This window comes from Variovorax sp. ISS6, assembly GCF_056523145.1.
The window spans coordinates 1,306,352-1,319,829 of sequence record NZ_JAWRZC010000001.1 but is presented as its reverse complement, the minus strand read 5'-3'; the positions used below and the strand labels follow the sequence as shown (position 1 = coordinate 1,319,829).

Annotated in this window: 12 protein-coding genes; 6 read left to right on the top strand and 6 right to left on the bottom strand. The window is 70.7% G+C overall.

What is annotated here, in order from left to right; genetic code table 11:
- Positions 1-197: 197 nt before the first annotated feature.
- The 5 genes from AC1HIL_RS06075 to AC1HIL_RS06055 form a co-directional block, all read right to left on the bottom strand.
- A complete protein-coding gene (locus AC1HIL_RS06075; protein WP_261215183.1) occupies positions 198-530 on the bottom strand; it encodes a hypothetical protein in 333 nt (110 codons plus the stop codon).
- A gap of 124 nt (positions 531-654) precedes the next feature.
- Positions 655-2,040 carry a sensor histidine kinase gene (locus tag AC1HIL_RS06070; RefSeq protein ID WP_057593550.1) on the bottom strand — a complete coding sequence of 462 codons (1,386 nt, stop codon included), beginning with the start codon at positions 2,038-2,040 and terminating at the stop codon, positions 655-657.
- On the bottom strand, positions 2,037-2,693 hold the full coding sequence (locus AC1HIL_RS06065) for a response regulator (RefSeq protein WP_057593551.1): 657 nt from the start codon (positions 2,691-2,693) through the stop codon (positions 2,037-2,039). The genes AC1HIL_RS06070 and AC1HIL_RS06065 overlap by 4 nt, the downstream gene beginning before the upstream one ends.
- 194 nt (positions 2,694-2,887) lie before the next feature.
- On the bottom strand, positions 2,888-4,018 hold the full coding sequence (locus AC1HIL_RS06060) for a winged helix DNA-binding domain-containing protein (RefSeq protein ID WP_479671379.1): 1,131 nt from the start codon (positions 4,016-4,018) through the stop codon (positions 2,888-2,890).
- Positions 3,985-4,785 (bottom strand): pseudouridine synthase, encoded by an 801-nt coding sequence (locus AC1HIL_RS06055; protein WP_057593553.1) that lies wholly within the window; start codon positions 4,783-4,785, stop codon positions 3,985-3,987. Before AC1HIL_RS06055 ends, AC1HIL_RS06060 begins: the two co-directional genes overlap by 34 nt.
- Before the next feature lie 206 nt (positions 4,786-4,991).
- Here AC1HIL_RS06055 and AC1HIL_RS06050 point away from each other — a divergent pair, with 206 nt between their 5' ends.
- The 6 genes from AC1HIL_RS06050 to AC1HIL_RS06025 all read left to right on the top strand — a co-directional run bounded on the left by AC1HIL_RS06050 (position 4,992) and on the right by AC1HIL_RS06025 (position 11,392).
- Complete coding sequence (locus AC1HIL_RS06050) at positions 4,992-6,065, top strand: bifunctional nicotinamide-nucleotide adenylyltransferase/Nudix hydroxylase (RefSeq protein ID WP_057593554.1); 1,074 nt, start codon at positions 4,992-4,994, stop codon at positions 6,063-6,065.
- Between the two features lie 72 nt (positions 6,066-6,137).
- Entirely contained in the window at positions 6,138-7,583 is a 1,446-nt protein-coding gene (locus AC1HIL_RS06045; protein WP_479671378.1) for a nicotinate phosphoribosyltransferase, read from the top strand.
- 330 nt (positions 7,584-7,913) lie between these two features.
- On the top strand, positions 7,914-9,062 hold the full coding sequence (locus AC1HIL_RS06040) for an MGDG synthase family glycosyltransferase (RefSeq protein WP_422099690.1): 1,149 nt from the start codon (positions 7,914-7,916) through the stop codon (positions 9,060-9,062).
- Positions 9,059-9,550 carry a hypothetical protein gene (locus AC1HIL_RS06035; protein ID WP_057593557.1) on the top strand — a complete coding sequence of 164 codons (492 nt, stop codon included), beginning with the start codon at positions 9,059-9,061 and terminating at the stop codon, positions 9,548-9,550. The genes AC1HIL_RS06040 and AC1HIL_RS06035 overlap by 4 nt, the downstream gene beginning before the upstream one ends.
- Complete coding sequence (locus tag AC1HIL_RS06030; RefSeq protein ID WP_422099688.1) at positions 9,547-10,149, top strand: dual specificity protein phosphatase family protein; 603 nt, start codon at positions 9,547-9,549, stop codon at positions 10,147-10,149. Before AC1HIL_RS06035 ends, AC1HIL_RS06030 begins: the two co-directional genes overlap by 4 nt.
- A gap of 112 nt (positions 10,150-10,261) precedes the next feature.
- A complete protein-coding gene (locus tag AC1HIL_RS06025) occupies positions 10,262-11,392 on the top strand; it encodes a zinc-binding dehydrogenase (protein ID WP_479671377.1) in 1,131 nt (376 codons plus the stop codon).
- Between the two features lie 47 nt (positions 11,393-11,439).
- Here AC1HIL_RS06025 and fusA read toward each other — a convergent pair whose 3' ends face one another.
- Positions 11,440-13,458, bottom strand: coding sequence for an elongation factor G (gene fusA, locus AC1HIL_RS06020; RefSeq protein ID WP_479671376.1), 2,019 nt, complete (start codon positions 13,456-13,458; stop codon positions 11,440-11,442).
- Positions 13,459-13,478: the final 20 nt, after the last annotated feature.

Genomic DNA, 13,478 nt, shown 5'->3' with positions numbered 1-13,478 from the left:
CGTGTTCTCCTGGTCACAGTTGTCCCCGGCCTCGTGCCGGCGCCGATGGGCGCGCGGCAGGCCTGAACGCACTCTATGCAGGCCGACTGAGGGCAGCGTGAGTAAAGAGTTACGAGGGCCTTAGCGGGCGTTGAAGACTACTTCGCCGACGTTGGCCGAATTTCCTACTGCGCGCGCCGCACTGGGCACGAAGGCATTCATTCGCCGGCGGCACCGAGCTCGCCATAGGGAATGCGCCCCTCGCGCTCGGCCTGCGCCGCGAGCGCGCTGACGCTCTCGCGCGTGAGCCCCGGCTGCGCGCGCTCCATCGGCGGCGCGGTCTCCTGCGACAGCATCGGCGAGGCGGTCGCGGTCTGCGAGGCCTGGGCCGCATCGCGCGCGAAGTCGGCACGCGAGCGCTGCGACTGGAACTGCAACGCGTGCTCCGAACCGTCGGCCTCGTCGGCCTGCGCGGCCACCATCGGGGCCAGCGCCACCATCGCGCCCGCGATGAGGGCGAACCGGCGCGAAGAGAGGAATGCGATCTGCATGGCGAACTCCTTGAATGCGGGCTCGCGACGGCCGCGACATGCGGCCCCTCGGCCCTGGAGATCACTCTAGGCCTGGAGTCTCAGCGGGCACTGAGCAAAAACTTCGCGCCGCGTGAGGGCCTCGCTACGCCTTCGCCGCCGCCTCGGGCTCGGCCGGCAGGTGCACGCGCGCGCGCAGGCCGCGCCCGTGCTCGCGGTTGCTGAGCTCGATGCGCAGCCCGTTGCGCTCGGCCGCGGTGCGCGCGATCGCGAGCCCCAGCCCGCTGCCGCCGGCGGCCGCGCCCGGCACGCGGAAGAAGCGGTCGAACACGCGCGCCATCGCATCGGCCGGAATGCCCGGCCCGTTGTCGAGCACGTCCACCACGCCATGGCCATCGACCGCGTGCAGCTTCACGTCGACCACGCCGCCTTCGGGCGCATAGCGCAGCGCGTTGTCGATCAGGTTGTCGAACACGCTGCGCAGCTCGGCCGCGGGCGCGAACACCACGGGCGCGATGCTGCCCTCGAAGCCCACGTCGACCTGGCGCGCATCGGCCAGCACCATGAGCTGGCTCACGCTCTCGCGCAGCAGCACCTCGATGTCGACCGCCTCGCGCGCCATCGCGCGGCGCGGCGCGTCCTGGCGCGAGAGGCTCAGCAGCTGCTCGATCAGGTGCTGCGCGCGCGTCACGCCGGCCTCGAGCTGCACGAAGCGCTCGGTGGCCTCGCCGGCCGGGATGTGGGCGCGCAGGTTCTCGATCTGCAGGCCGATCGCGGCCATCGGCGTGCGCAGCTCGTGCGCTGCGTCCTGCACGAAGCGGCGTTGCGTGGCGAAGGCGCTGCGCACGCGGCCCAGCAGGTGGTTGAAGGAGGCCACCAGCGGCGCGATCTCGTCGGGCACGCGCGCCAGCGGCAGGTCGGTGGGACTGCGCTCGTCCTGCGAGGCCACGTCGCGCGCCACCGCGCGCAGCGAGCGCGAGGCGGCCGAGACGATCAGCCACAGCGCGAGCAGCGCCACCGGCAGCAGCAGCGTGATCGGCAGGCCTTCGAGCAGCGCGCGGCGCAGGGCACGCCGGCGCCGGTAGTCCTCGTTCTGTAGCACCTGCACGCGCCGCTGGTCGGCATGCGTGCCGGGCTCGGCGGTGAAGGCGCGCCAGTGGGCCCAGGCCTGCGGCCCGGTGCGCAGGTCGCCGAAGCCAGGGCGCGGCTGCAGCGGCATCGGCAGGTCGGGCCAGGAGCTGCTGAGCAGCCGGCTGCCGTCGGGGCTCCAGATCTGCACCACGAAGGCGCCGCGCTCGAGCACGGCGTCGCTGTTCACGAGGCGCGGCGTGCGCGACTGGTCGCCGCCCGCGTACGACTCGGCCACCAGCCGCATCTGGTCGTCGAGCGCGTTGTGCACCAGGTTGCCGTAGGCCAGGAACGAGAACCAGGCCGTGAGCACCGCCGCCGCGAGGTGCAGCGTGATGAGCCACAGCAGCAGCTGGGTGCGCAGCGAGCGCGGCCGGCGCCAGCCACCCTTGCCGGCGCTCACGCGGCGACGCGCCAGCCGAGCCCGCGCACGTTGCGGATCGACTCGGCGCCGAGCTTGCGGCGCATGCCGTGGATCAGCACGTCGATCGCGTTGCTCGTGACCTCCTCGCCCCAGCCGTAGATGCGGTTCTCGAGCTGCTCGCGCGAGAGGATCGCGCCCGGGCGTTCGAGCAGCGCATGCAGCAGCGCGAACTCGCGCGCGGTCAGCGCCTCGCGGTTGCCGTTGACCACCACCTCGCGCGTCGTGAGGTCGAGCTGCAGCGCGCCGCTGCCCACCAGCGAATGCGCGGCGCCATCGCGGCGGCGCACGATGGCACGCATGCGCGCGAGCAGTTCGCGAAATTCGAAGGGCTTGAGCAGGTAGTCGTCGGCGCCGAGGTCGAGGCTGTGGATGCGGTCGTCGAGGCCGTCGCGCGCCGTGAGCACCAGCACCGGCGTGGCATCGCCGCGCTCGCGCGCGCGGCGCAGGACTTCGGTGCCGTCCTGGCGCGGCAGGCCCAGGTCGAGCAGTACGCAGGTGTAGCCGCCGTCGCCGAGCGCGCTCTGCGCGAGCTCGCCGTCGCGCACCCAGTCGGCCGACCAGCCCGCGCCCTCGAGCGCCTGTTTCAGGCTGCGCCCGATCATTTCATCGTCTTCCACCAGCAGAACGCGCATCGCAGCGACTCCTCAATTCACGCAGAAAGCGCCGCACCGCCTTGCGGCGCGGCCGTGCGCCAGGGGGCGTTGGGTCCGGGCCGCAAGGTAGCACGCGAACGGGATGATCGGTAGTGCCTGCGCCGTGGCGCAGACTAGGGGCGAATACTTAGACGGTGCTTAGGCGCCAGGCGCGCCGTGGGGTCAGGCGCCGCTCAGGCAGCGGGCCGCGCGACGCGCACCGCATGGCGTTCGCCGGGCGCGTCGGCGGCGAAGGCCAGAAGGCGCAGCGCCTCCTGCTCGGCGCCCTCGCGCCCGACCTCGGGCCAGCGCGCGAAGGGTTCGAGCACGGCGGTGGCGGCGCCCTTCGCGCGCTCGATCTTCCAGGTGCCGGCGACGAAGCCGTCGATCAGCACCGTGCCGCGCACGATGCCGTTGATGGTGAACACGCGCGGGCGATGCGCCTCGTCGAGCACGCGGCCGCGGTCCTCGTGCGCGAGCAGCAGGCTGTCCCACTCGGCGAGCAGGCGCGGCGGCGCGGGCGTGGCTTCGTCGGGACGCGGCGCGCGCGGCAGGTCGAACAGCGTTTCGCCCTGCGGGCCCTCGAAGCGGCGCAACCGCGTACCGAGCCGCTCGGCCACGGCCTTCCAGCCCGTGAGGCCCGACCACGCGCCCGCATCGGCCAGGGTCGCGGGGCCGAAGGCGGCGAGGTAGCGCAGCAGCAGGTCGTCCTGCGTGGCAGCGCCCTCTTCTTCCTCCTTGCCGAGCCAGGCGCCGAGCCGCTGCAGCAGCGCGTTCTGGTGCGAATTCCAGCTGCCCGCGGGCGGCAGGTGCACCAGCGGCAGGTTGTTGCGGATCAGCCCGGCGAGCGAGGCCGGCTCGCTGCGGGGCCAGCGTTCGAGCAAGGCCTGGCCGAGCTCGGTGCTGGTGCGTGCGCGCTCGTCGAGCAGTGCGCGGCCCAGGGCCAGCGCCTCGGCGCGGTCGACGCCTTCGAGCGCGCGCTTGTGGTTGCCCAGCAGGCCGCGCTGGTGCGCCGCATCGAGCAACGGCCGCCAGGCCAGCGCATCGCGCGCGCTCACCAGGTGCAGGGTCGCGCGCATCATCGACAGCCGCACCACGCGGCGTCGGCGCAGTGCCTCGGTCAGGGCTTCGCGCGGGAAATCCTCGAGCCGGCTCCAGAGGCCGACGTAGGGCGGATTGGGTGCCTGCGCCTGCAGTCCCGCGAGGCGCTCGATGGCCTGCGCGACCGGCAGGCGCTGGCGCGCCAGCAGCATCTGCCGCGCCAGCGTGGCGCGGTTCAGCGCGCGCAGGCTCAGAACTTCTCGTGCGGTGCCAGGTAGCGCCATTGACCCAGCGGCAGGTTGCCGAGCATGACCTTGCCGATGCGCACGCGCTTGAGCCCCACCACCTTGAGGCCGACCAGCTCGCACATGCGGCGGATCTGGCGCTTCTTGCCTTCGGTCAGCACGAAGCGCAGCTGCTCGGGGTTCTGCCATTCGACGCGCGCGGGCTTGAGCGCCTGGCCGTCGAGGCTCAGGCCGTGGCGCAGCTTGGCGAGCATGGCGGGCGGGAACACGGCCTGCACGTTGGTCGTGACCGGGTCGTCGTCGTCCATGCGCACCAGCTGGCCCGTGGGCGCGGGCTGGCCCAGGCCGTGGTAGGCCACGCGCACCAGGTACTCCTTCTCCATCGTCGAGTCCTCGCCGATCAGCTGGCGCGCGACGCGGCCGTCCTGCGTCATCACCAGCAGGCCGATGGAATCGATGTCGAGCCGGCCGCAGGGCGCGAGGCCGCGCAGTTGCTGCGGGTTGAAGAAGAAGCGCGCGTTGTCCTCGGCCCAGCGGTTGGCGGGCGTGAACAGCGTGACCGCGGGCTCGTGGCCGTCCTCGGCCTGGCTGCTGACGTAGCCGATGGGCTTGTTGATCAGGATGGTGACCTGGTTGGCCTGCTGGCCCTTGGCCGCCTTGTCGATCTCGATGCGGTCGGCGGGCGTGACCTTGACGCCCATCTCGGCCGGCTTGCCGTTGACCTTGACCCAGCCGTTGGCGATCCATTCGTCGGCCTCGCGGCGCGAGCAGATCTTGAGTTCGGCCATGCGCTTGTTGAGCCGCATGGGGCCGTCGGCCGGGGCCTGCGCGGACTGCGGCGCGGGTGCGCGGCGAAAGGAGGACGGACCGTTGGAGGAAGGAGGCGCGGGCATGGCCGATTATCGCCAGCGCGCAGGGCGTAAGCCTTTTGTCCGGCTTGCGCCGCATGCGAGGCCGGTGCTATCGTGGCGGCAAGCGCGAGTTGATCGCGCCCTTTTTGGGGGATTCCCAAATGAGCACCGCACGCAAGTACCACTACGCCATCGTCATCGGGCGCTTCCAGCCCGTCCACTTCGGTCACCAGAGACTCATCGAGGAAGCCGCCCGCGCGGCCGACCGCGTGATCGTGGTGGTCGGCTCCGACCGCACGCCGCGCAGCGTCAAGAACCCCTTTACCTTCGACGAACGCGAACGCATGGTGCGCGCCTGCCTGCGCGGCGGCGACCAGATGCGCGTGAGCGTGGTCGGCGTCGGCGATTCGCCCTACAACGACCAGCTGTGGATCGCGTCGATCCAGTCGGCGGTCGAGCGGCTGATCCTGCAGGACGGCCTCGCGCCCGCGCAGGCCAGGGTCGCGCTGGTGGGGCATCTCAAGGACGCCTCCAGCTACTACCTCAAGCTGTTCCCGCACTGGGAGTTCGTGGGCCAGCACAACGTCGAGAGCCTCAACGCCACCGACGTGCGAAACCTCTACTTCGATCCCGAGAACCGCGGCCAGCTCGCGCGCGCCGACCTGCCCGAGGGTAGCGCGGCCTTTCTCGAGCGCTTCGCATCGACGGCCGACTATGCCGAGCTCTGCGAGGAGCGCGCCTTCCTCGCCGACTACCGCGACAAGTACCGCTACGCGGGCAGCGACTTCCCGCCGATCTACACCACGGTCGACGCGGTGGTGGTCGAGGCCGGCCACATCCTGATGGTGCAGCGCAAGTTCCATCCGGGGCGCGGCACCTGGGCGCTGCCCGGCGGCTTCGTGGGCCAGCAGGAGCGGCTGCTCGATGCCGCGGTGCGCGAACTCAAGGAGGAAACCCGTCTCAAGGTGCCGGTGCCCGTGCTCCACGGCAGCATGAAGGGCAGCCACGTGTTCGACGCGCCCGAGCGCTCGCAGCGCGGCCGCACCATCACGCACGGCTTCTTCTTCGAGCTCGCGCACAACCAGTGGGCGGGCCTGTCGGACGTGCGCGCCGACGACGACGCGGCCGCGGTGCGCTGGGTGCCGATCGCCGAATTCCTCGGCATGCAGGAGCGGGTCTACGAAGACCACTTCTTCATCGCCAATCATTTCCTGGGTGGCCTGGGCAAGTCCTGAGAGAACCTGGCCCAAGCCTTGTCGGCAAGAACGGCCCCGGTTGACGGGTGCCACCGTGAAAGGAGCTTTCACATGAACCGCACGCTCTCTCCCTCCCTCGGCAGCAACCTGCTGCTGCGCACCGACTCCTACAAGGTGTCGCACTGGATGCAATACCCGCCGGGCACGCAGACGGTGTTCAGCTACATCGAGTCGCGCGGCGGGCTCTTCAGCCATTCGCTGTTCTTCGGGCTGCAGGCCTATCTGCGCGAATATCTGCAGACGCCGGTGACGCGCGACGACGTGGACGAGGCCGCCGCGCTGATGGCGGTGCACGGCGAGCCCTTCAACCGCGAAGGCTGGCTGCGGCTGACCGAGAAGCACGGCGGGCTGATGCCGGTGCGCATCCGCGCGGTGCCCGAGGGCAGCGTGCTGCCGGTGCACAACGTGCTCGCGACGATCGAGAACACGGACCCCGAGTTCTTCTGGGTCACGAGCTTCCTCGAGACCGAGTTGCTGCGCGCGATCTGGTATCCGACCACCGTGGCCACGGTCTCGGCCGCGGCCAAGACCACCCTGCTGCGCTACCTCGAGGCCACCTGCGACGATCCGCAGGGCCAGATCGCGTTCAAGCTGCACGACTTCGGCGCGCGCGGGGTCTCGAGCCTCGAATCGGCGGCGCTCGGCGGCATGGCGCACCTGGTCAACTTCATGGGCACCGACACGCTGAGCGCATTGTTGGCCGCGCGCCGCTATTACGACTGCGACGTGGCGGGCTTCTCGATCCCCGCGGCCGAGCACAGCACCATCACGGGCTGGGGCCGCGAGCACGAGGCCGATGCCTACCGCAACATGGTGGCGCAGTTCGGCAAGCCGGGCGCAATCTTCGCGGTGGTGAGCGACAGCTACGACATCTTCAATGCCTGTGCCCGCCTGTGGGGCGATGCACTGCGGGAGCAGGTGATCCGCTCGGGCGCGACGCTGGTGGTGCGCCCCGACTCGGGCGACCCGGCCGAGACGACGTTGAAGGTGGCGCAGATCCTGGCCGAGCGCTTCGGCACGACCACCAATGCCAAGGGTTTCCGGGTGCTGAACAACGTGCGCATCATCCAGGGCGACGGGGTGACGCTCGATTCATTGCGGCTGTGCCTGTCCAATTTCTTCCACAACGGCTTCTCGGCCGAGAACATCGCCTTCGGCATGGGCGGCGGGCTGCTGCAGCAGGTGAACCGCGACACCATGCAATGGGCGATGAAGTGCTCGGCAATGCAGGTCGACGGCGAATGGCGCGACGTCTACAAGGCGCCCGTGGGCGACACGAGCAAGACCTCGAAGAAGGGGCGGCTGGTGCTGGCGGCTTCCGCCGATGGCGAAGTGCGTACGCAACGTGCCGAGCAAGTTCTGGAGCCTGGGCAGGTGGATCTGCTCGAGACCGTGTATGAGAACGGGCGGATCGTTCGGGAGAGCAGCTTCGAAGGGATCCGTGGACTTGCCGCTTCTGGGGTGGGGCGGTTGGTTACTTCTCGGGCGCCGCTCTGATCGGCTTGTTTGGGGCGGGGGCGCGTGCACAGGACAGCGGGTACTTCCCTCCGCGAATGTCCCCCGCCTTCGGCTCCTCCTTTATTTCGCTGCGGGAAGCACCCACTGCCCTGTGCACGAGACGCGCTCGGGTTGTGCGGCCGGTTCTACCGCGGTGTCCAGGCTCACGTCGATGGTGTGCTCCCCGCAGCGAAATCAAGGAGGAGCCCGAAGGGCGGGGGACATTCGCGGAGGGGAGCACACCGTCGGCGTGAGCCCACCCCGGCGCCCCGGCCCCCGATTCCGCACTGCCATAAGCCCTCGCCATAATCCGCGCAGACCGCCGAACACATGACCAAACTCCTGATCCTCAGCGTGAGCGCGGGCAACGGCCACGTGCGGGCCGCCCAGGCCCTCGCCGCCACCGCCCAAACCCTCAGCCCGCCCTGCCCGGCGGTCCACATCGACGCCATGGCCCACGTGCCCGCGGGCTTTCGCAAGGTCTACACCGACTGGTACATCCAGCTCGTGAACCGCGCGCCCGAGCTCTGGTCGTACCTGCACCAGCGCACCGACGTCACGCCGCACCACGCACCCTCGCAGCGCATGCGCCGCGGCATCGAGCGGCTGAGCACCGTCGCGCTGGTGCGCGAGATCCGGCGCGAGAAGCCCGATGCGGTGATCTGCACCCACTTCCTGCCGGCCGAGCTGCTGATGCGCGAGCGCAACCGCGGGCGCATCGAGTATCCGGTGTGGCTGCAGGTCACCGACTACGACCTGCACAACATGTGGCTGGTGCCGGGCATGACCGGCTACCTCGCGGCCACCGAGGAGGTCGCGTTCCGGCTGCGCGCGCGCGGCATCCCTCCCGAGCGCATCCACGTCACCGGCATTCCCGTCATGCCCGCCTTCTCCGAACCCGATGCGCTGGAACGCGACGCCTGCGCCGCCGCGCTCGGCCTCGATCCCGCGCGGCCCGTGCTGCTGATGGTCTCGGGCGGCGCCGGCGTGGGCGATCTCTCGAGCATGGTCGAGCGCGTGCTCGCGCTCGGCGCCGGAGACGAACCCGGCGGCCGCTTCCAGGTGATCGCCGTGGCCGGCCGCAATGCCGAGATGCACGGCCGGCTGCAGGCCCTCGCGGCGCGCCATCCGGGCCGCGTGGTGGCCGTCGGTTTCACCAACGAGATGCACAAGCTCATGGCCGCGTCCGACCTCGTCGTCACCAAGCCCGGCGGCCTCACGGTCTCCGAATGCCTCGCGCTCGGCAAGCCCATGCTGCTGATCTCGCCGATCCCCGGCCAGGAGGAGCACAACGCCGGCTTCCTGATGGAGGAAGGCGCGGGCTGGCTCGCCTACGATGCCATCGGCCTCGAGTACAAGGTCGCGCGGCTGATGGCCGATCCGGCCAAGCTCGCCCACATGGCCCAGCGCAGCAAGGCGCTCGGCAAGCCACGGGCCGCGCGCGCGGTGCTCGATCGCGTGCTGGGGCCCTCGGCATGAGCTGGAGAAACGAAGACAAGCCCACCGTGGGCCGAACGCTGGTGTACCTGCTCTGGGTCGTCACCATGGCCTTCTTCTTCGCCAATGCCGAGATCCAGATCGAGGGCGGCGCCGGCTGGGCCACCTCGCTGCCGACCTGGCGCATCGAGAACAGCATCTGGCTCGACATCTTCTGGGGCGGCCGCGCGATGACCGGCTACCACGCCTGGGTCTTCACCTTCATGGCGCTGGTGTTCTTCTCGCCGCTGGCCTTCTCGGGCCGCTGGAAGCTGCGCGACTGGGGCCTCGCGCTCGCGGGCCTGATCGTGTTCTGGGTCTGCGAGGACTTCCTCTGGTTCCTCATCAACCCGGCCTTCGGCTGGGACAACTTCAACCCCACCAAGGCCTTCTGGCACAAGCACTGGATGTGGGGCGCGCCGGTCGATTACTGGGGCGGCCTCGCGGTCGCCGCGCTGATCCTGGTGCGCCGGCACTGGCCGCGCCGATGAGCCGCGCGAACATCGTGCGCCGCATGCGCGAGGCCCGCCGGGCGCAGCGCGAGGCGCAGGCCGCGCCCGTGGAGCGGCCCGGCCACTGGGCCGATCCGCTCGACGCGCTGGGCGTGGAGAACCTGCACCGCCTCACGCCCACGCTCTACCGCAGCGCCCAGCCGCGCGCGAGGGACGTGGCGGCGCTGCGCTCGCTCGGCATCCGCACCGTGGTCAGCCTGCGTTCCTTCAACGACGACCGGGAGGTGTTCGCGGGCAGCGGCATCCGGCTGGTGCGCGTGCCGATCAACACCTGGGACATCGACGACGCGAAGGTGCAGCGCGCGCTGCGCGCGATCCTCGCGGCCGAGCGCGACGGGCCGGTGCTGATCCACTGCATGCACGGCGCCGACCGCACCGGTGTCGTCTCCGCCGTCTACCGCATGGCGCTGCAGGGCTGGGACAAGGAGGCCGCGCGCCAGGAGATGCTGCGCGGCGGCTACGGCTACCACACGCTGTGGCGCAACATCCCGCGCTACATCGAGCGCGTGGACCCCGAGAAGATGCGCCACGCGCTGGCCCAGGCACCGGCCGTGCCGGCGGCTCCAGGGCTGTCCTGAAGGCGCCAGCAGGCTTCGCGGCCCGCTCCTATACTGGCCCGCGCCGGCCCCGGGCGGCCGGTCGCACCCACCTTCCGCACACGCTTCATCCGCTTCACAAGGGGCATCCGCCATGGCACTCCAACTGCGCTCGCTCGTCCGTTCGAACGGCGAACTCGAACTCTCGCTGCACGACGAACCCATCCCCGAACCGCAGGCCCACGAGGTCGTGATCCGCGTCGAGGCGGCGCCGATGAACCCCTCGGACCTCGGCCTGCTGTTCGGTGCCGCCGACATGGCGACCGCCAAGGCCTCGGGCAGCGCCGAGCGCCCGGTCGTCACCGCCACCGTGCCCGAGCGCGCGCGCCCCGCGATGGCGGGCCGGCTCGACCAGTCGATGCCCGTGGGCAACGAGGGCGCGGGCACGGTCGTGAAGGCCGGTTCGTCGCCCGAGGCCCAGGCCCTGCTCGGCAAGACCGTGGCCGCGATCGGCGGCGCCATGTACTCGCAGTACCGCGCGGTGGCCGTCGCGCAATGCCTCGAGCTGCCCGAAGGCACCGCGCCGGCCGATGGCGCGTCGTGCTTCGTCAATCCGCTGACCTCGCTCGGCATGGTCGAGACCATGAAGCGCGAAGGCCACACCGCGCTGGTCCACACGGCAGCCGCCTCCAACCTCGGCCAGATGCTCAACAAGATCTGCCAGAAGGACGGCATCGCGCTCGTCAACATCGTGCGCAAGCCCGAGCAGGAAGCGCTGCTGCGCGGCCTCGGCGCCAAGTACGTCTGCAACGCCGCCTCGCCCACCTTCCTCGACGATCTCACGCAGGCCCTGGTCGAGACCGGCGCCACCCTGGCCTTCGACGCCACCGGCGGCGGCAAGCTCGCGGGCCAGATCCTCGGCTGCATGGAAGCGGCGCTCAACCGCACCGCCAAGGAATACAGCCGCTACGGCTCGACCACGCACAAGCAGGTCTACATCTACGGCGGCCTCGACCGCGGCCCGACCGAGTTCGTGCGCAACTTCGGCATGGCCTGGGGCATGGGCGGCTGGCTGCTGTTCCCGTTCCTGCAGAAGCTCGGCGCCGAAGGCACGCAGCGGCTGCGCGCACGCGTGGTGGCCGAGCTCAAGACCACCTTCGCGAGCCGCTACACGCGCGAGGTCTCGCTGACCGAGGCGCTGCAGCTCGATGCGATCGGCGTCTACGGCAAGCAGGCGACGGGCGAGAAGTTCCTGCTCAATCCCAACAAGGGCATCGCGGCCTGAGATAGACGAAAAAAAGGGCGACCCTCGCGGGTCGCCCTCTGGGGCCGTCAACGCTTCACGAGGCCGGCCATCTCGCCCGCGGGCACCACGGCGTAGTGGTCGAACTGCATCGCGTACTGCGCGCGGCCCGAGGACAGCGCGCGCAGGTTGCCGATGTAGCCGAACATCCGCGCCAGCGGCACATGGGCCTCGACCACGATCGCGTTGCCGCGCATCGCCTGGCCGCGCACCATGCCGCGCCGCCGGTGCAGGTCGCCGATGCAGTCGCCCACGTGCTCGGCGGGCGTGGTCACTTCCACGGCCATCACCGGCTCGAGCAACTGCCCCCCGGCCTGCGCCGCCGCTTCGCGGAAGGCCGCGGCGGCCGCGAACTCGAAGGCCATCGCCGACGAGTCGCGCTCATGGTGGCTGCCGTCCAGCAGCGTGGCCACGAAGTCCACGCAGGGATAGCCGGCCAGCACGCCCGACTGCGCGGCACGGCGGATGCCGGCCTCGATCGCGGGGATGAACTCGCGCGGGATCGCGCCGCCCACCACCCGGTTCTCGAACGCGATGCCTTCGCCGCGCCCGCGCGGGGCGATGCGCAGCTTCAGCTCCGCGAACTGGCCCTGGCCGCCGTTCTGTTTCCTGTGCACATGGTGCACCTCCGTTTCCTTCGATACCGTTTCACGGCACGCGACCTGGGGCCGTCCCACCGACACTTCGACGCCGAAGCGCTCGCGCAGCTTCTCGATCGAGACCTCGAGCTGCAGCTCGCCCATGCCCGACACGATGGTCTGGCCCGACTCGGCGTCCTGCCGCAGCCGCAGGCTCGGGTCCTCGCGCAGCAGCGCCTGCAGCGCCTTCGCGAGCGCCTGCTGGTCGGCCTGCGCCTTCGGCTCGATCGCGATGTGGAGCACGGGCTCGGGCACGCCGATCTGTTCGAGCTGCACCGGATGGTGCCGGTCGCACAGCGTGTGGCCGGTCAGCGTGTCCTTCAGCCCGACGATGCCGGCGATGTCGCCGGCCACCAGTTCGTCGCGTTCGATGCGGTCGCCCGCCTGCACCTCGTACAGCCGTGCCGCGCGCTCGATGCGGCCGGTGGTGGCGTCGAGCATGCTGTCGCCGCGCCGCAAGCGGCCGCTGTAGACACGCACGAACACCATCGCGCCGTGGTCGTCGCTCGCCACCTTGAACGCCAGCGCCGCGAACGGCGCCCGCGGATCGCAGGGCAGCGCCACCTCGCCGGGCTTCGGCAGCCAGTCGACGATGGCGTCGAGCAGCGGTTCCACGCCGCGGTTGCGGAAGGCCGAGCCCGCGAGCACGGGCACGAAGGCACCGGCCAGCACGCCCTTGCGGATGCAAGCGCGCAGCACCTCGGCCGGCAGCTCCTCGCCGTTCAGGTAGGCCCCCATCGCGGCCTCGTCCTGCTCGACGGCGAGCTCCACCAGCCGCGCGCGTTGCTGCAACACGGTGGCCATCAGCTCGGCGGGCACCTCGGTCACGCGGTACGGCCGGCTCGCATCGTCGAGGTCCCAGACCAGCGCGCGCAGGCCCAGCAGGTCGACCACGCCGCGGAAGTCGCCTTCCGCGCCGATCGGCCACTGCACCGGCACGGCCTTCACGCCCAGGCGTTCTTCCATCATCGCGACCACGCGCGGGAAGTCCGCGCCCAGGCGGTCGAGCTTGTTGACGAAGGCGATGCGCGGCACGCGATAGCGGTCCGCGAGGCGCCAGTTGGTCTCGGTCTGCGGCTCCACGCCGGCCACGCCGTCGAACACGACCACGGCCCCGTCGAGCACGCGCAGCGAGCGGTTCACCTCGATGTTGAAATCGATGTGGCCCGGCGTGTCGATCAGGTTGATCTGGGTCGCGTTCCACTGCAGCGTGATGGCGGCGCTGCTGATGGTGATGCCACGCTTGCGCTCCTGCGCATCGAAGTCCATGCGCGCGGTGCCGCGGCTCACGTCGCCGATGCGATGGCTCTCGCCCGCGTAGAACAGGATGCGTTCGGTGGTGGTGGTCTTGCCGGCGTCGACGTGGGCAATGATGCCGATGTTGCGCAGGTTCCTGGGTGTGTGGGTCATGGCGAATCTTTCTTTCTCTG

What these genes read in the sequence shown, in the direction of transcription:
- AC1HIL_RS06035 (WP_057593557.1), top strand. Translation starts at nt 9,059, where the DNA reads ATGAGCTGGAGAAACGAAGACAAGCCCACCGTGGGCCGAACGCTGGTG.
- AC1HIL_RS06030 (WP_422099688.1), top strand. Translation starts at nt 9,547, where the DNA reads ATGAGCCGCGCGAACATCGTGCGCCGCATGCGCGAGGCCCGCCGGGCG.
- AC1HIL_RS06065 (WP_057593551.1), bottom strand. Translation starts at nt 2,693, where the DNA reads ATGCGCGTTCTGCTGGTGGAAGACGATGAAATGATCGGGCGCAGCCTG.
- AC1HIL_RS06045 (WP_479671378.1), top strand. Translation starts at nt 6,138, where the DNA reads ATGAACCGCACGCTCTCTCCCTCCCTCGGCAGCAACCTGCTGCTGCGC.
- AC1HIL_RS06025 (WP_479671377.1), top strand. Translation starts at nt 10,262, where the DNA reads ATGGCACTCCAACTGCGCTCGCTCGTCCGTTCGAACGGCGAACTCGAA.
- AC1HIL_RS06050 (WP_057593554.1), top strand. Translation starts at nt 4,992, where the DNA reads ATGAGCACCGCACGCAAGTACCACTACGCCATCGTCATCGGGCGCTTC.
- AC1HIL_RS06060 (WP_479671379.1), bottom strand. Translation starts at nt 4,018, where the DNA reads ATGGCGCTACCTGGCACCGCACGAGAAGTTCTGAGCCTGCGCGCGCTG.
- fusA (WP_479671376.1), bottom strand. Translation starts at nt 13,458, where the DNA reads ATGACCCACACACCCAGGAACCTGCGCAACATCGGCATCATTGCCCAC.
- AC1HIL_RS06040 (WP_422099690.1), top strand. Translation starts at nt 7,914, where the DNA reads ATGACCAAACTCCTGATCCTCAGCGTGAGCGCGGGCAACGGCCACGTG.
- AC1HIL_RS06075 (WP_261215183.1), bottom strand. Translation starts at nt 530, where the DNA reads ATGCAGATCGCATTCCTCTCTTCGCGCCGGTTCGCCCTCATCGCGGGC.
- AC1HIL_RS06055 (WP_057593553.1), bottom strand. Translation starts at nt 4,785, where the DNA reads ATGCGGCTCAACAAGCGCATGGCCGAACTCAAGATCTGCTCGCGCCGC.